18 protein-coding genes are annotated in these 17000 nt (G+C 31.6%); 13 read left to right on the top strand and 5 right to left on the bottom strand.

The window, feature by feature from the left end; genetic code table 11:
• Window positions 1–77 precede the first annotated feature (77 nt).
• The 5 genes from CW357_RS07135 to CW357_RS07115 all read left to right on the top strand — a co-directional run bounded on the left by CW357_RS07135 (window position 78) and on the right by CW357_RS07115 (window position 5398).
• Complete coding sequence (locus tag CW357_RS07135) at window positions 78–1097, top strand: ATP-grasp domain-containing protein (RefSeq protein WP_164489563.1); 1020 nt, start codon at window positions 78–80, stop codon at window positions 1095–1097.
• Between the two features lie 52 nt (window positions 1098–1149).
• Window positions 1150–1884: an aminotransferase class I/II-fold pyridoxal phosphate-dependent enzyme gene (locus CW357_RS07130; protein WP_233548169.1), complete on the top strand. Its 735-nt coding sequence runs from the start codon at window positions 1150–1152 to the stop codon at window positions 1882–1884.
• A gap of 81 nt (window positions 1885–1965) precedes the next feature.
• Entirely contained in the window at window positions 1966–3171 is a 1206-nt protein-coding gene (locus CW357_RS07125; protein ID WP_119416916.1) for an MDR family MFS transporter, read from the top strand.
• Between the two features lie 606 nt (window positions 3172–3777).
• The gene (locus CW357_RS07120; protein ID WP_164489562.1) at window positions 3778–4977 is read left to right on the top strand and encodes an MFS transporter; all 1200 of its coding nucleotides are present in this window, start codon (window positions 3778–3780) and stop codon (window positions 4975–4977) included.
• 73 nt (window positions 4978–5050) lie between these two features.
• The gene (locus CW357_RS07115) at window positions 5051–5398 is read left to right on the top strand and encodes an ASCH domain-containing protein (protein ID WP_124217689.1); all 348 of its coding nucleotides are present in this window, start codon (window positions 5051–5053) and stop codon (window positions 5396–5398) included.
• A 52-nt stretch (window positions 5399–5450) separates the two neighbouring features.
• Here CW357_RS07115 and CW357_RS07110 read toward each other — a convergent pair whose 3' ends face one another.
• Entirely contained in the window at window positions 5451–5726 is a 276-nt protein-coding gene (locus CW357_RS07110) for a YesK family protein (RefSeq protein ID WP_206426812.1), read from the bottom strand.
• 168 nt (window positions 5727–5894) lie between these two features.
• Between CW357_RS07110 and CW357_RS07105 the strand changes: the two genes are divergently transcribed.
• The 3 genes from CW357_RS07105 to CW357_RS07095 all read left to right on the top strand — a co-directional run bounded on the left by CW357_RS07105 (window position 5895) and on the right by CW357_RS07095 (window position 8273).
• Window positions 5895–6332 (top strand): hypothetical protein, encoded by a 438-nt coding sequence (locus CW357_RS07105; RefSeq protein ID WP_124217688.1) that lies wholly within the window; start codon window positions 5895–5897, stop codon window positions 6330–6332.
• A gap of 23 nt (window positions 6333–6355) precedes the next feature.
• The gene (locus CW357_RS07100; RefSeq protein WP_164489561.1) at window positions 6356–6631 is read left to right on the top strand and encodes a hypothetical protein; all 276 of its coding nucleotides are present in this window, start codon (window positions 6356–6358) and stop codon (window positions 6629–6631) included.
• 193 nt (window positions 6632–6824) lie between these two features.
• A complete protein-coding gene (locus CW357_RS07095) occupies window positions 6825–8273 on the top strand; it encodes a DEAD/DEAH box helicase (protein ID WP_124217686.1) in 1449 nt (482 codons plus the stop codon).
• 429 nt (window positions 8274–8702) lie between these two features.
• Here the strand turns inward: CW357_RS07095 and CW357_RS07090 are convergent, their stop codons facing one another.
• Together CW357_RS07090 and CW357_RS07085 are read right to left on the bottom strand one after the other, a co-directional pair.
• Window positions 8703–9137, bottom strand: coding sequence for a C40 family peptidase (locus tag CW357_RS07090; protein WP_241155057.1), 435 nt, complete (start codon window positions 9135–9137; stop codon window positions 8703–8705).
• 777 nt (window positions 9138–9914) lie between these two features.
• Window positions 9915–10565: a hypothetical protein gene (locus tag CW357_RS07085; protein WP_119416922.1), complete on the bottom strand. Its 651-nt coding sequence runs from the start codon at window positions 10563–10565 to the stop codon at window positions 9915–9917.
• A gap of 416 nt (window positions 10566–10981) precedes the next feature.
• On the opposite strand from CW357_RS07085, the gene CW357_RS07080 reads away from it, so the two are divergent.
• Window positions 10982–11989, top strand: coding sequence for a hypothetical protein (locus tag CW357_RS07080; protein ID WP_119416923.1), 1008 nt, complete (start codon window positions 10982–10984; stop codon window positions 11987–11989).
• Here CW357_RS07080 and CW357_RS07075 read toward each other — a convergent pair.
• Window positions 11935–13058 (bottom strand): IS3 family transposase gene (locus tag CW357_RS07075; protein WP_119416924.1). Its coding sequence is split into 2 segments (ribosomal slippage): window positions 11935–12812 and window positions 12812–13058, totalling 1125 coding nucleotides; the frame shifts between segments, so codons are not numbered across the junction. The genes CW357_RS07080 and CW357_RS07075 overlap by 55 nt on opposite strands.
• Before the next feature lie 15 nt (window positions 13059–13073).
• On the opposite strand from CW357_RS07075, the gene CW357_RS07070 reads away from it, so the two are divergent.
• From CW357_RS07070 to CW357_RS07060, 3 genes are all read left to right on the top strand, one after another.
• Window positions 13074–13445, top strand: coding sequence for a hypothetical protein (locus tag CW357_RS07070; RefSeq protein WP_124217684.1), 372 nt, complete (start codon window positions 13074–13076; stop codon window positions 13443–13445).
• 587 nt (window positions 13446–14032) lie between these two features.
• Window positions 14033–14464, top strand: coding sequence for a terpene synthase (locus CW357_RS07065; protein WP_119416926.1), 432 nt, complete (start codon window positions 14033–14035; stop codon window positions 14462–14464).
• Between the two features lie 376 nt (window positions 14465–14840).
• On the top strand, window positions 14841–15698 hold the full coding sequence (locus tag CW357_RS07060; protein WP_119416927.1) for a DNA cytosine methyltransferase: 858 nt from the start codon (window positions 14841–14843) through the stop codon (window positions 15696–15698).
• A 37-nt stretch (window positions 15699–15735) separates the two neighbouring features.
• Here CW357_RS07060 and CW357_RS07055 read toward each other — a convergent pair whose 3' ends face one another.
• The gene (locus CW357_RS07055) at window positions 15736–16278 is read right to left on the bottom strand and encodes an FMN-binding negative transcriptional regulator (protein WP_371683883.1); all 543 of its coding nucleotides are present in this window, start codon (window positions 16276–16278) and stop codon (window positions 15736–15738) included.
• 241 nt (window positions 16279–16519) lie between these two features.
• On the opposite strand from CW357_RS07055, the gene CW357_RS07050 reads away from it, so the two are divergent.
• On the top strand, window positions 16520–16864 hold the full coding sequence (locus CW357_RS07050; protein ID WP_119416928.1) for a cupin domain-containing protein: 345 nt from the start codon (window positions 16520–16522) through the stop codon (window positions 16862–16864).
• The last annotated feature ends 136 nt before the right edge of the window (window positions 16865–17000 follow it).

Genomic DNA, 17000 nt, shown 5'->3' with positions numbered 1-17000 from the left:
AGAACTGTTGCACTTAATTTGACAAAGTATCTTATAAAAAAATTATAGTAGATTTCACTAACTTTGATGAACTACTTTTGGTAACAGAAAAAATTCATCAAATGGAAAAGTTAGATGCTATTTTTACTTTCAAGGAGGCAGCGCTATATAACGTCTCTAAAATACAATCATTGTTTAACTTTAAAGGTAATTCAATCAGTAGTGTTAAATCATGTCTTGATAAGTATATAACAAGAAAAATTTTGAAAGACCACGGGTTTTTATCCCCGAAATTCAATTTATGTAAAACTATCGATGAAGTGAAAGAATTTTGGAAATGTAACAAACATCCTATTATTTTAAAACCTCGGAATCAACAGGGGAGTATAGGTGTTCGCAAAGTTGAAGAAGAGCATGAAATTGAGACGGCATTTAATCAGACAATTATCTATAAAGATGAAGAGGATTTTATCTTAGTTGAAGAATTTATTGAAGGAGAAGAGGTTTCTTTAGAAGCAATTATTTACAAAGGAAACGTATATTTATGGGGGGTTACCAAAAAGCTTTTATATTCACAAACATTTGTAGAGTCAGGTCATATCTCACCTTATGCACGTAAAAAAGAAAATGAACTCATGTATAGACAGGTATTACAAGATGTTGTTAGAGCTTTAGATATTCAATTTGGTCCATTACATCTAGAGGGGTTTCATAGTGCAGATGGATTTATCGTAGGAGAGGTACATACTCGCTACGGTGGGGATAATATCGTTAATATTACGGAAATAGCAAATAATTGTGATATGCATACACCTATTTTTGCAGAATTAGCTGATCTAGAATATGACATCCCCTCTGTTCATGAAAGTTCTGTTTGTGCAATTAAGTTTTTAGATGCCAAACCAGGGTTTGTTAAGACGTTAGAGGGATTAGATACTTTAAAAAAACATCCCAATGTAGTGGATTACAATATAAATTTAGAAGTTGGCGATCAAATAGGAAGCATTGAATCAAGTTACGACAGAAGTGGATGGGTTATGGTTAAAGCGAAAAATTATCAGGAAATTGATAAAGTTATCAAAAGCGTTGAGAAAATAATGAAATTAATAACAATTTGATAAAGAATAGAGGGATAAAAATGAACGAAAAATCAAGAAAATTAAGGAGTGCTTGACTGCGGAGCTTTTAAGAGAAAGTATAACACAAAAAACTAAAGCGGTTGTTCTAACCTCTCCTAATAATCCAACAGGTTCAGTTTACTCTGAAATAGAGCTTAAAGAGATTGGAGAAGTGTTATTAGAATATCCCAATATTTTAATTATTTCTGACGAGATATACGATAAATTTGTATATGAAGGATCACATTTTAGTTTACCGTCTATTTTCCCTGATTTATTAAATCGAACAATAATTACGAATGGTTTTTCGAAAGTATTCTCAATGCCTGGTTGGCGTTTAGGTTATATTGCCGCACCGTTAGATATAGCAGTAGCAATCTCTAATTTCCAAAGTCACGCTACTGGTAGTCCAGCAACGATTTCTCAATATGCTGGTATTGCAGCAATTCAGAATTTTGATAACAAAATGGTAGAAGAGTACAAAAAACGACGTGATTTACTAGTAAATGGGCTTAATGAAATTGGTGGAATTAGGTGCTATATGCCGGAAGGCGCTTTTTATGTATTTCCCAATATCTCAAATTTTATAGGTAAAAAATATAAAAATGTGGAGATAACAAGCTCTGATGTATTTTGTAGCCTTTTACTTGAAGAGCAATTACTTTCAGTTGTTCCTGGGGAAGCTTTTGGAGAACCTAATAATATACGTTTAAATTTTGCAGTTTCAAACGAATTAATACATGAGTCTTTAAATAGATTAAAAAATTTTACAAGTTTGATTGATTAAACAACATAGAAAATGTTTTATTTACAATACTGTCTAAATTCTTCTGCTCAATTATAAGCTGAAAGAAGTGGAGGGGGTTTATTGAAAACAAGAATTTTGCAAATCCATCCGTTAGGCTGGAATATTATCTTTGGAACTCTAATTAGCAGAATAGCAACTTCTATGACTATTCCATTTCTATCAATTTATCTTATTCAAATCAAAGGTGTTTCTCCAACCATAGTAGGGCTAATTATAGCGACAAGTTCATTAGTAGGAGTTTTCACATCTTTTTTTGGGGGATATATTTCAGATATCATTGATAAAAGAAAAACTATGATAATAAGTTCTGTATTGTGGTCAGTAGTCTTCTTTGCTTTTTTTCGAGCAAATTCAGTAATTGCATTTTTTATTTTAAATTCATTAAATGGATTGTGTTATTCGATCTTTGAACCAGCCTCTAAGGCACTGTTGTCTGATATTACCAAAGAGGAAAATCGTTTGCAAATATTTAATTTCCGATACACAGCGATTAATTTGGGTGTAGTGATTGGTCCGATTCTGGGATTATATCTTGGTTCAGGTGAGACCTCATACCCTTTTTTAATTACGAGCATAATTTACTTATTATATGGAATATCTTTATCTTTTCAGCATTCTATATCTATAACAAGTTCTATAAACGTACATATAGAGGAAGAAAAAAACACTTTAAAGAAAGTATTTTTAGTTATCAGAAAAGATAAAAAATTCTTAATGATACTATTAGGGGTTATTTTCTCAATTTCGGGATACGCTCACTTAAATTCTACATTTCCTCAGTATTTAAGTTTGAGAATGAAAGAAGGGGCAGGTTATTACTCAATCATTCTATCTTTAAATGCAATTACTGCTTTATTAATCCAATACCCAGTAATTAATGTAATGAAAAAATTTTCTCCGATCAACTCTATTATTGGGGGAAATTTTCTAATCAGTGTTAGTTTAATTTTTATGTCTCTTTCATCAAACTTATTTCAATTCATCATAACAATAATAATCTTCACAATAGGAGAAGTCTTAATATTCTCAATGCTAGACATTTTAACCGATCAAATAGCAACATCTAAATTAAAAAGTACATATTTTGGTACTATGGGATTGAGTAGATTAGGTAACGTAATAGCGCCGTCTTTAGGAGGTCTATTATTATCTTTTTTCAGTATTGAAAATTCAATTTATACTTTCTCAATTCTTTCTTTCATTACAATTTTAGGTGTTCCTTTATTAATAGTAGCCACAAAAAAGCAAAAGCATAAAATACCCTAGAACAAATTTAGTTGAAATTCTAGTCTTTAAAGCAAGTCGAAAACTATTGTACGCAAAAAATGGAAAGAATGATAGAGCCAAATTAGTATCGATTGCATATCGCACAGTCTGATTTTTAGAATGGATTGTAGAGCAGTAAGAGAAGATGAAAAATCAAAAGAATATAAACGGTTAGAGCATCCAGAAAGTGAAGCTCAAGTGGATTTTGGTTTTAATAGAAGCCATTCATGAAGGTGAAATTGTCGATGTACATCGTTAATTATGTCATTTAACACAAGTAATAGGGGATTTCATTGTACCTCTTCCTCTGAAAATCAAGAGTGTTTTCTAAGTTAATTAAAGCTATTATTTAAGACTTAATTTGTATCCTATTTCCAGAATTGTTTCAGTGCCTGGCACCTGTAGTCGAACCATAAAATTTTCGATTGGGAATTTTATGGTCTATTTTTATATTACGTAGAAGAAGTAAGATTTTTATTTATAGTGCTAGATCATTAGTTCTAATAGGATTATTTTAGTCAATAATCCATTTTCTAATATATGAAACCAAAAGTGGTTTATAATGAAATATATTATATTTCAATTTTCTGTTATATTGGAGGGCTTATGAATTCAAGTTTCTATTATTTATGGAGCAATATTTCCATTAGCAAATTAGCTTTATCATTATTTACGATGACAATGACCTTAAGTATTTATAAATTATCCAATTCAGCCACCTTATCCGCTTTAGTTATGTTTGTATATGTAATTGGAAAATTTTTTAGTTCTTTTGTTTTCCCATTTATATCCGAAAAGTACCCACTTCAAAAGATTTTGAAGCGCTCCATGTTTTTGCAAATAGTTATCTTATTTGCTGTTTATATTCTACTTAACAAAGCTACAATACATAGTATTTTATTTTTAATCTTTCTTTTGATTTGGATAGCTGGTTTTGTTGATGGATTTTCCTCTCCATCTAGAATGGCTTTAATCCCGACTACTGTTACTGAATATAAGTTAGGAAGGGCAAACAGTTTAATCAGTACAACGGATCAAGTATTTTCTCTAATTGGATGGTCGGTAGGAGCAGTGTTGCTAAATAGATATGGACAACTTTTGATATTACTTGTATCTATCATTCTTTTATGTATTTCTTTTATTACATCTATTCAAATCAAAGCTAATTCGATAACTTATTCAGCGACAAAACTTAAATGGGCCACTTTTAAATCTGGATGGACAATGTTATTTAATCCTAGGAATAACCTTCGTACAATTACCAACATGGATATATTAGAAGGAGTTGCCTCGGGTATATGGATTGGTGGTATTACACTTGTATTTGTAAAAGAGGTCTTAAACAAAGGAGAGCAATGGTGGGGATTCATCAATACAGGCTATTTCATTGGCAGTATAGCGGGTGGAATGTTAATCATGTTATTCTCCCATAAAGTTCAAACTAATCCGTTTAGAGCTATTATGATTGGCTCATTCTTTGTAAGCTTTTTGGTTTTTCTATATGCATTGAATAAGATTGCAGTAATAGCCATTTTATTAGTAATACTAATGGGGCCATTCTATCAACTTCGCGATATTGCTCAGCAAGTATTCATTCAAAAACAACTAAGGGAGGAATCCTTAGCAAAACTATACGCTGCAAAAGATAACTTATATTACTTAGTGTTTACTTTTTCTGTATTTATCACGGGTTTAATATCAGACTATTTTGGTGTGATTTTTGTCTATTACTTTGCAGGTCTTTTATATTTAGCATCTTCGTTTTATGCATACGCTCTATTCAAACGAGCAAAAAGCGTGACTTAAACGTAAGTAAAAAAATAGGGAGATTAAATAAAGTTCATGTAAAAATTTTTAATAAACACTGGAAGTGACAAGAATGATACATAAAATGGAACTTTACGGAGAATATTTTCAATCGATTATAGAGGGGAAAAAGAAAGTAGAAGTTCGTTTGAACGATGAAAGGAGAAGGGAAATTAAAGTTGGTGATATGATCGAATTTATTAAAGTTCCTCAACAAGATGAAACATTAAAAGTCCATGTAACAGGAATAAGAAAATATGATACGTTTAAAGAAATGTATGAAGATATTCCTTTTAAAGACTTCGATTGCGAAGGATGGACACTTAATGAAATGATAGATGGGACATATGAGATTTATACGCCGGAACAAGAAAAAGAGTGGGGAACATTAGCAATAACAATTAGCTTCATTCTAAATTGAATGAAAAGCTTCAGTTAAAATTCAAATTAACTGAAGCTCTTTAATACAATTCTTATTCTCTAATAACTTTATTGGAATTATTTAAATACACAATAAACGAAATGAAAGATACTAGAATGATCGGGGTGCCTAATTGCATATAAGCAAATCCTTCCCAACCTCTAACTTCCACATATCCATAGACGATAAATAACACACCTATTAGCAATTGTGCCAACGTAAAAGCATAGATCGTGTTTTTGGAGAACCCTTTATTTTTTAACATACGTACACCAAATGTTAATGCTATTGCAACAACAATACCTATTATTAAAGGGAAAAAGAACACATCCTCACCTCCTTTCTTTTTAATAAAACACCATAAAATAGGATATGCTTAAAAATTTATAGATACTGTAAAAAAGATTATTTGTCCAAAGAGCTTGTCCATATCAAGAGGAAAACAGGAGTTATTATCGAAATAGAATTATAGAGTATTTTCATTGGGGGGAGAATGATGAGAATCGATCACTTGGTTGTAAATATTGATAAGAAGTATCAAACAGATAAAACTGCTATTCAGTCAGTACGAAATACGGGGTTACCCTATGAGCCTAAATGGGGAAAAGGAACAAAAGGCTTTAAAGCATCTAACATTTGGATTGGAAATGAATATCTTGAAATGATTCACCTATTAAAAAATGATGGTGGTGGGTGGAAAGCAGAATGGGTAGAAAAATATAATAAGGGGCATAGAGGACTTATCTGTTTGATGCTTGATGTAGATGATTTAGATAAAATTTATGAAGAGATGATTGATACAAATATTACAAACCCTCAGTATCTTCAATTCAAATGGGGATTAGGATTGTTTACAAAAACGATGCCTTGGAGAAATAGCTATTTTCCATTTTTTGAAGGGGTTCCTTTACAGATTGGACTACAACATAGATGAAAGATGAAAAATCAGTTAAATTCATGCGTCAGTATATGGTGCCTAATTCCAGAGACAATGGTATCAATGGAATAGAAGAAATTAAAATTAAAGGACCATTTACCGAGTCGGATTTCGAACTTATTCATACAATCTTTACAGCTAAAGAACCTTTCAATAATGGTGTAATCATTTATTTGGACAATCATCAAAAGTTAATTTTCGAATATGCCAACGCATTTGAAGTGAACGTTACTACATCTTCAAGTAACGTCAAACAGTCAGAAGTAAAAATAGAGAATATTTTAATTTCAACTTAAATTAAATATCATTACGATAGCTGAACCGTTCACAGGTAATTGAGGTTTAAAAGTTTAATGGAATTATAAAACTTGACTTGCCGTAAAGCAGGTCATTTTTTATTAATTAGCGTATAATGAAAGTTTGAATAGAGGTACAATCTCAAGGAAATAATAAGGATAAATAATCCTAAAAAATAAAAGAGGCTTCGTTATGTGCAAAGAAAGTTTTAAAGATTATCAATTAAGTAATGAAATAGTAAAGGCGCTGGATAGCTTAGAATATGAAAATCCAACAGCCGTTCAAAGTAAGGTTATTCCTCTTGTGTTAGAGAAAAAAGACCTTGTCGTGAAATCGCAAACAGGTAGTGGGAAGACCGCTTCATACGGGATTCCAATTTGTGAATTAGTTGATTGGAAGGAAAATAAACCTCAAGCGCTAATCTTGACACCAACGAGAGAATTGGCTGTGCAAGTGAAAGAGGATTTCATAAACATAGGCAGGTATAAACGGATAAAAGCAACAGCGATTTACGGAAAACAACCCTTTGCCATACAAAAAACAGAACTAAAGCAAAAAACACATGTGGTCGTTGGTACTCCAGGTCGTGTGTTAGATCATATTGAAAAAGGTACTCTGTCCTTAGATAAGATTAACTATCTTGTTATCGATGAAGCGGACGAAATGTTAAACATGGGATTTATCGAACAAGTAGAAGCTATTATCAAAGAGGTACCTCGTAAACGAGTGACCATGTTATTTTCAGCTACTTTACCAGAAGAGATCAAAAAACTCTCACTTAACTATATGAAAACACCTATCGATATTGAAATTAAGGCGACGGGACTCACGACTGATAAAATTGATCATTCTGTTGTTGAAGTGGAAGACAAGAATAAATTTTCTATGCTCAAAGATGTAACAATTGTTGAAAATCCAGATAGTTGCATAATCTTTTGTCGAACAAAAGATCGAGTAGATACTGTATATGAGCAGCTAGCTGATTTAGGTTATAGCTGTGATAAAATCCACGGTGGCATGGTTCAAGATGATCGACTTGCTGTGATGAATGACTTTAGAAGAGGAGAATTCCGCTATTTAGTTGCTACAGATGTGGCAGCTAGAGGAATTGATATTGATAATATAACCCATGTTATCAACTACGACATTCCATTAGAGAAAGAAAGCTATGTCCATCGTACAGGAAGAACAGGACGAGCAGGGCAAAAAGGGAAAGCCATCACTTTTGTTACACCATTTGAAAATCAGTTTTTAAGTGCAATTGAAGAATACATTGGCTTTGAGATTCCGAAAATGGTAGCTCCTTCAAAAGAGGAAGTAGCAAGTAAGAAAACGGCATTTGACTCAAAAATGAATGTAGATCCAACGATTAAACATGCCAAAAGTGAAAAATTAAATGAGCAAATCATGAAGTTATACTTTAATGGTGGTAAAAAGAAGAAGATTAGAGCAGTAGATTTTGTTGGAACTATTGCAAAAATTGACGGAGTATCAGTAGAGGATATTGGTATCATTACAATATTAGATACTTTTTCTTATGTTGAAATACTAAATGATAAAGGTCCAATTGTGTTAAACAAAATGAAGAACACAACAATAAAAGGTAAGTTGTTGAAAGTATATGAAGCTAAGAAGAAGTGATATATACGTTGGAGCTTGTTTGCAATTTCGTAAAGAGATTGTCACAAAAGTATTATAGCTAATGAATAATCCGAACTATAATGTGAAATTCTTTTTTAAATTTCACATTTGTTCGGATTTTCTTTTTTTTCGATTGAAGCTATTATATATATTTCTTAACAATTAGTTTTGTGTTCCGTTCCAGACAGCGCTTTCCGCGGGCTTGGCTTCAATCTCCTCGTCACTACGTTCCTGTGGGGCTTTCAGCTCAAGCTATTCCCGCAGGAGTCGCCGTCCTCCACTTCACACATAATTCTAAATGATAATCATCAATGCAGAATCTATTTTTCCAAAGAAAGGCTCTTAATAAAATTAATTCTATTAAATTCAATTATTCGGTCTATAAAGAACTAATTTTGTTCTGTGCCATCCTCTAATCTTGTTTAGAGATTATTTAATAATTCGTTTTGCACCAATATAGCGATCTTTCCAATACTTTCCGTTCATTTTAACAACTTTTACACCATCCATCGTAACGCCAGTAAAAGTTCCATCACCATTGTAAATAGCAACAAAAGATATTACTCCTTTTTTTCCTGTAGCATAAAAGACTAAATCACCTTGATTTAATTGCTTTTGTTTAATAGATTTACCTTCTTTATATTGTAAAGTACTTGTTCTTGGTATCTCCTTTTTAGTAGCTGCTTTTTTATAAACATATTGTGTAAATCCACTAGCATCAAAACCTTTTGGCGTCGTTCCTCCCCATTTATAAGGAGTATTTAAATAACGTTTTGCTACTTGTGAAACTTCTTCTCCATAATTGACGGAAGCTTTTGCATTGCTTGCATGACCAAAAGTAAATGCCACAAATAATGCTAGCATAGAAAAAACTGTTAATACGAATTTTGAAATACGTGATGATAAAGTAATAATAACCCCTCCAAAGAACGTTTTTTATTTTTTTAGATAAAACAATTCCAAAACTACGAATAACAGAAATTAGCAAAAATACTTACCTAATCAGCTCCCCCCTAAAATAAACAATCACAGAAGTTATAATATGCAGGACAAATCTATAAGTTGACAAAAAAGTTGAAAAAGTTTTAGTGGAATATGTCTAAGGTGGACTATGAAGCATAAATCTGCACTTTTATTTTGCAATAGATGCATACTTGTATTCGCTAGTTCGTTATTGGAATTTGGCTAGGTATGAAGATAGGAGTTGTTGCAAAGTCTTACACTCTTCTATTATTTACTAATAAAGAAGAAAAACGCCCTATGCTTTGGTCGGCTAGGCTGTTCTCTCGTATTTACAAGGGAGTAAGAATTCGTCCTTTTCTCTTCGATTAATATGATCTTAAATATAAGGGGAAATAATTAATGAGGTATTATAGACATGAAAAAAAGGATCTTCAAGTGGAAGATCCTTTGCTTTAACACTATATTTACTATTTCTTAGAAGAATCTTTATCTTTTTTAAAGAAAATATCTAGCATTATTAAAATAATACAACCTATAAGAATTAAGATTGAAATTAAACTTGAACGAAAATCACTTTCTGAATTTTTGTAGATTGAATATATTTGAAAGATCCCCAATATAATAACTGCTAATTTAAATGGTAATGTTTTAATGATTATCACCACCTATTCTATAAAATTATGTGCAAGCATTTATAACATTGGCTATGTTAAAGAAATCAAGAAACGCATCTAATGTATCCTTTGGAAGTCCCTTAGCAGATTCATTTACAGCTGCTTTCCAAGCATCTTTTGTTCTGTAATTCCAGCCTTTGTATTTCTTGTAACTTTTATAAATTCTATCAACAGTCTTCTTTACTCCGCCAAGAAGATCAATTGCTTTCTTCAATTTTGTAATTTTAGATAAAGGAAAGCCAACAGTTCCTATCAACAATCCAACAGCAATTATACAATCCGCAGCTCCAAAAGTTGTTATTAAATTACTATCAATAGATTGTTCAGAATTTTGTATACTTAAATTAGATAGTGATGGAACAAGTAAGTTTTCACCATCCGTAGTAACTTCTATTTTTGTTTTTTTAGTCAACCAACTAGCAACTTTTTCTGCTCCCTGTTTTTCAATTCCAGGTGGTAATTCCTCAATACCTTCCATAAATTTAACAAAATCACCATCTGTGGACATTAGTTTTTCTAAACCATCTTTCATTATTGCATTTTCACTTGGTGCATTTTCTTTAGCTAAGGATGTATCTCCGAAAGCTAAAGAAAGTGTAGAAACTATCAAAACACTACACATAAATAGTGAAAAACTAGTCTTTAGTTTTTCCATAGCCTTCTCCTCCTTTTTGGTTATAATACTATATTATGGTAACACAAGAAATAAAAAATTGGTATATATTTCATAAAAAGAATTATATATACTCAATACAAAACTAGTTAACATAAACTAACTTATCTCTTTATCTATGTTCAGTTAATAGTAAAAGGCTAAGTAAGGTCACTACTAGAGTTATAAATCTATTTGATCAACAAAATACGATTCACAAGGAAAATATAAACGAATATTTTTCCTTTTTTATTTGCACCAAAGGGTAGTGTAATGGTTAAATATAGGAGAATAGTATAAAAAATCCTCATATAAAGAAGGCTTCTTCTTATTAAGAAGTAGGACGATAAGGAACTTCTCGCCCAGATGTAACACGAAAAAGACTTAATTTTCTCATTCTGTTATCTGGAGGTAAACTCATGTCTATCCAATGTTTTTTTGATATACCTAATAGTTCATTAAAAAATGTACGTGGTAGCTCAAAATATTTACTCAATGTATTACTTAATGAGTTACAAGATGCTTATGAAATTCATATTTCTTTTTTTCTCTATAACAATCCTTTTCTACATAAACACCTTGAAGAATTAAGTAGAAAAGGCTGTAAGATTAATATTTATTCTATTCCCTTAAGTGGCTATGATACTAAAAAGAAAAAATTATATATAAACGAAGAAAGAAGTATATCATCTTCAAAATTTGATTATGGTCAAAAAGTCTATACTAGAGCTTGTAATCATCCGTCTATACAATTAAAAATTTTCCCTCATACATATGTATGGTATAAACAAAAAACATCTAGAGGTTGTAATTCCTATTCATTGCATAATAAATCTATATTGGCATTCTATCCTGATGAAGTTAAATGTATTTCAACTTCTTGTAATTTCGCTTTAGGTGATCCCCCTCATAGCGAGAATATGCTAATAGTAACTAATGATGACTCCACTATGCAGATGTTTAAGGATTATTTTTCATTATTAGATAAATGGTCTATAAATTATAAAGACTTTAAGGACAAGAATAATCAAAGATTTGTTGTAACACCAGAAGTATTGGATCCTAGTCACTACACTAATTGCTATTTTACTGCTCCATTTATTAAATATAACGAAATAGGCAGTAATCATTATGTACAAAACAAAATTATAACGTACATTCTTCAAGCTAAAAAAAGAATTCTTATTTGCGGACAGCATATTAGTAATATTAACTCATTTGATAAAAAATCAAAAAGTATAGTTGAAGCAATTACTAAAAGAGCTTCAGAATTGCCAGATTTAGAAGTAAAAGTGTTAAAGCAAACACTATCCACTCATCAAAAACAAGGTAAACGTAATGCTTGGAATGTCAACACTAAACTGTACAACTTTTATGAGGACTGTAGCTTGAATTCTATTGGGGTTAAGTATCCCAATGTTCCGTGAATTCGAATGTTATTAAACCAATGAACATAATCATTAAGTTCAAAAGACAGCTGTTCAAGGGTAGAGAATTGCTTACTGTTTGCGAATTCTGTCTTAAAAACTTTAAACATCGCTTCGGCTACGGCATTGTCATAAGGGCATCCTTTCATGCTAAGTGAACGTTGTATACCAAACGTTTCTAAGGCTTCTGAAATTAGTTTGTTATCAAATTCTTTACCACGGTCTGTATGGAATATTTTAATGTTGTTTAAGTTATTCTTAATGCTTGCCAATGCTCTATATACAAGTGCTGCATCTTTATTTGCTCCGGCACTATGCCCAATGATTTCTCGGTTATAAAGGTCGACAAATAAACAGACGTAGTGCCATTTTCCATTGACACGAACGTATGTTAAATCACTGACAACTACTGCGAATTCTTGTTCCTGCTGGAACTGGCGTTGTAATTTATTCTGGATAGGTGCTTCGTTACAAGTTGAACGATGGGGTTTAAATTGGGCTACGGTGTAATTTGAAATTAGCCCTAGTCTTTTCATAATACGACCAATTTTACGCCGCGAAACAATTAGTCCTTGCTTTTTTAATTCTACTTTAATTTTACGTGTGCCATAGTTATTTCGACTTGCTTTAAAGATGCTTTCTATTGCTACCATCAACTCTTGTTCTTGCTGGTGTTGTACATCTTTTTCTCGTAAGCTCATTTGATAATAGTAAGTACTTCGAGGAATATCTAGGACGTCACACATTGCTGATACCGAATATTTGTGAGCATTATTGCGAATCACATCTATTTTCGTCCCATGATCAGCGCGGCTTGCTTTAAAATGTCATTCTCCATTCGTAATCGTTGTAATTCTTTTCGAAGTTCAATGAGTTCATTTTCTTCTTCTGAACGATTGTCCTTGGCAGAAAATGAACCTGAATTCCCATGATTTTTGATCCATTTATCTAACGCAGATGGCGTTAAATCATACTCTCTACAAATATCTGCACGGGATTTTCCATTTTCGAAGAGCTTGACCATTTGTAATTTAAAATCAGCTGTAAAAGTTCGACGTTGGCGAGGCATAGTAGCACGCTCCTTTTGTTTGTTAGAGTAATTGTACTAGCCCTCATTTTTAATGTCCAACTTAGTGTAGCCTATCCAGCTGAAGCAGAAGCTTCAATGAAGGGTTTTGCTAACATTTCACAAAAATACAACTATCCACTAATCCACGATAAGTTTATAATTGTGGATGATTTACTCATTGTTACAACAGCAAATTTCACTTCAACACAATTCGCTTGGGCTGAAAATTATCCGATGAAGTATATATCAAATAATAATCAAGAAGAATTAATATATAATACATTTTCAGAAATTAATAGTTTCCATTTTATTAATGATTTCAATACACAGAAATCTTATATAAATCACTTCAATAGATTATGGGATATTTCAGTCCAAATAGATTGAAATGGTTTATAAAAGTTTAGAAAGAAGAAGTGGCGACAAGTAATCGAAAGGATTGTATTAATTCTGCAAAGAATAAAAGAGAGTAGCCTTTACTACTCTCTCAAGACCTTATTTGTAGAAGAGCATATACTCTCCCAAATCTACTGACTACTTTTAAAAAATAATAACAGCATTAAAACGAAAAATGCTGTTATTACTACTGTAAAAATTGTTGTTGCAATAAAAGACACGCTGTACTCTCCTTCTTTCTATCTATCTGATTCTTCATCGCCTAAAATCTCTACAAACTTAAAACCCAATATATACTTCGTGGCGTAAAGTTTAAAATATATATTTATATTAAAATACCGCACGGTTGATATAATGGAATTATATAGGAAAACTTGATGGTTACGAGCTTACAGCAATTATAGAAAAAATTACAGAGAAAATAGATAAAAGAGTATGGTTGCAAGTGAATTTTCTGGTCAGATCTAATTCTAGCACCTTATGAACTACTAATTGGTGTTGCTATAGCTGCAGGTATAACGGTTTGGCAAATAATAAAGGCTGGTCCCAGCTTTATATTTGGATAAGAGGGTGTAATTTTGATTTCACTTAATAGAGTATTAAATTTGAGTGACTTAGAAGTTTATCGTGTATTTAAAGATGAAAATATTTTGTCATATGCAATAATTGAAGATACTAAGCAACCATTTACAGAAGAGGATAAAAAAATAGAACCTCTATGCTACATGGATGAAGAAGATATCAACGAAATTCTTAATGTTTTTAGAATTTATCTTATAAATGATGAACCTTTGAAAAAAGAAGATTCTGTCATGTTAAGGGAATTTTTTAGTGAATTTGTAAATACAAACTCATTAACGAATTTTATCATTCAAGAATATGTTCAAAAAGACGTATATGATGATGATAATAATGTTCAAGCTTATCAAAAAATGTTAGACTTTGTAGGTTCTTCATATAAAATAAAATTAATTAAAGAAAAAAATTGGTTGTATTTATCTCAAGATTAATTATCATTCAGCCAAACAAATATGACACAATCTTTACGTGCTACTATCCTAGTCTCGCAAAGATTGTGTTTTTTTATATGCCTTTTTTTAGCCAGAAACGGACGGTTTGGTAAGCGAAGAGGTGAGCCCGAGGTATCAGTATTTACAGAGTAAAAAAGAAGAAGACGAAACGATTTTTGATAAACTTTTCTACTACTTTATATTTAATAAAGTTAGATTCACGAACGAACCAACAGAAATGTCCGACGAAATTGTAGCAAACAGAATATCAATAAAGGGTAAAAGGCTATCCATTTGGGTAGTCTTTTCCATTGTAAAAGTTCCTAATAACTTATAAACTTAAATATATCAGATTTTGTCGAATGGAGTTGGTCAAATGGAAGAAATAAGAGAACGTGGTAGAGGAAAATTCAAACCTGCTCCCGATTTAACAAAAGAACAAATACAAGAAATCTTACAAGAAAAAATTGAAGAAGAGAAAGAACTTTATAAAATAGATGAACGTGATTTTACTGATGAAGATTTAACATATAATCGAGATAAATTTAATGTCACTTCACTTTTTTGCGGTGCAGGTGGACTTGATTTAGGCGTGGAACTCGCAGGTTTAGATGCGGTCATTGGAAAAGAAATGACAGATAAAGTATTACGTGATCGTGAAGCATTTAACGAAAAACGACATGAAAGTGTTTTTCATAAAGTATATGCAAATGATATGTTCAGTGAGGCGCTAGAAACATATAAAGCTAATTTCCCTGAAAGTGTTTATGTTCATCAAAAAGATATTCGTCGAGTAATGGAATTTCCAACTGCAAATATTGTGTTGGGTGGCTTCCCATGTCCTGGATTCAGTGAAGCGGGACCACGCTTAATAGATGATGAGCGTAACTTTTTATATATCCACTATATTAGATGTCTCATGCAAACAAAACCTGAAATTTTTATTGCTGAAAATGTAAAAGGAATGTTAACACTCGGTTGTGGCGAAGCTTTTCGCCAAATCAAGCAAGATTTCGAAGCAGCAGGTTATCGCGTATATGACAAGCTTGTAAATGCAAGGGATTATGGAGTTCCTCAATTAAGGGAACGTGTTTTCTTAGTTGGAGTTCGTGAGGATTTAGATTTTGAGTATGTATTCCCTGAACCAACTCATGGAGAAGGGGAGGGCCTTCTTCCTTATGTGACACTACAAGATGCTATTGGTGATTTAGAAAAACCAATGTTTTGTAAATAGTAATATATTAAAATCTTACTCGGTAAAACATTGTTTATTATTTTATATTTTCTTCCATTAAATTAGCAATTGCATTTGCGTTTTGATCACTAGTTTTTCGTAATCCTTCAATAGTATTGAATTGTCTTTCAATAGAATGGTTTTGATTTAGTTTCCATTTACCTTCAATTCGATTAATTTCAAGTTCAAAACCAACAATTCCTTTCATCAACCCTTGAATAAATTGATCATTTTTAGGCATCTCTGCATTCTCACCATATTTACCTTCGTAAAAACGTACAGTTTGTTCCAGTATCTCTAATAAGCGTTCCTCATTTTCAATGATTTTTACTTTTCCATAAATATGTACAGCAACGTAATTCCAAGTTGAAACAGTATTTGGTTCTCGATACCAAATAGGTGATATATATGAATGTGGACCTGAAAAAACAACCAATACTTCTTTGTTATTCAACGTTTTCCAATGGGGGTTGGATTTCGCCATATGGCTAGTTAAAATAGTATTTTCTCCACCTTTTTCTTCCAATAAAAAAGGCAGATGGGTAGCAAATGGTTGTGCATCAACTTGCGAAAATAGAATACCAAAATTGTTATCTCTTATAAAATTAAATATTTTATCTTATCTTTAACCTCAAATGCTTTTGGTATATACATTAATTCTCATCCTTTCTATAAGTAAACCTCTTTAAAAGGCTATAGTATTAATTTTTTCCTTACTATTTAAAATCCATTTTAAACTTACGAATCAGCATTGTTCAATGATTTTTTAGAAAAATAAGTAAATGGTAAAATGATAAATGAAATAGTTTGGAGGGAAATAGATGAAGATTTTAGAATTTGGAAAAGAGAAAGCTAAAGAAATTACTAATTATAACTCTGTATCTGCATTTTACTCAAAGTTAATGAAAACACAGTCACCTACTAATATGGGTTTTATTAACATTGAGCAAGGAGGAATTGTTGGATACCATAAAGCACCAGTGCCTCAGCTTTTCATAGTAGTAGAAGGCGAAGGATGGGTAGAAGGGGAAGACCAAAAAAGAAAAGCTATTAAAAGTGGTCAGGGAGTATTTTGGAAAAAAGGTGAAGGACATATTAGTGGAAGCGAAACAGGATTAACTGCGTTAGTACTTCAAGCAGAGGAATTGGAAAATCCGTTGAAGTAGAAATTATTAATAAAATGTATTAAAACCATTCGTGGAGGAGAACTTCCCAAATGATAATTGGATGTTTAAGTTAATAGAAAAGGTTTTGCTGTCTCTGTGTTCTTAATTTACTTTGTTTGAACATTGATTTTTTCCA

Source organism: Rummeliibacillus sp. TYF005, from assembly GCF_003844195.1.
Classification (GTDB): Bacteria; Bacillota; Bacilli; order Bacillales_A; family Planococcaceae; genus Rummeliibacillus.
The sequence above is the reverse complement of the archived record's forward strand: the minus strand, read 5'-3'. Positions and strand labels throughout refer to the sequence as shown.

What these genes read in the sequence shown, in the direction of transcription:
- CW357_RS07115 (WP_124217689.1), top strand. Translation starts at nt 5,051, where the DNA reads ATGATACATAAAATGGAACTTTACGGAGAATATTTTCAATCGATTATA.
- CW357_RS07095 (WP_124217686.1), top strand. Translation starts at nt 6,825, where the DNA reads ATGTGCAAAGAAAGTTTTAAAGATTATCAATTAAGTAATGAAATAGTA.
- CW357_RS07080 (WP_119416923.1), top strand. Translation starts at nt 10,982, where the DNA reads ATGTCTATCCAATGTTTTTTTGATATACCTAATAGTTCATTAAAAAAT.
- CW357_RS07090 (WP_241155057.1), bottom strand. Translation starts at nt 9,137, where the DNA reads ATGCTAGCATTATTTGTGGCATTTACTTTTGGTCATGCAAGCAATGCA.
- CW357_RS07120 (WP_164489562.1), top strand. Translation starts at nt 3,778, where the DNA reads ATGAATTCAAGTTTCTATTATTTATGGAGCAATATTTCCATTAGCAAA.
- CW357_RS07105 (WP_124217688.1), top strand. Translation starts at nt 5,895, where the DNA reads ATGAGAATCGATCACTTGGTTGTAAATATTGATAAGAAGTATCAAACA.
- CW357_RS07050 (WP_119416928.1), top strand. Translation starts at nt 16,520, where the DNA reads ATGAAGATTTTAGAATTTGGAAAAGAGAAAGCTAAAGAAATTACTAAT.
- CW357_RS07085 (WP_119416922.1), bottom strand. Translation starts at nt 10,565, where the DNA reads ATGGAAAAACTAAAGACTAGTTTTTCACTATTTATGTGTAGTGTTTTG.
- CW357_RS07100 (WP_164489561.1), top strand. Translation starts at nt 6,356, where the DNA reads ATGCGTCAGTATATGGTGCCTAATTCCAGAGACAATGGTATCAATGGA.
- CW357_RS07060 (WP_119416927.1), top strand. Translation starts at nt 14,841, where the DNA reads ATGGAAGAAATAAGAGAACGTGGTAGAGGAAAATTCAAACCTGCTCCC.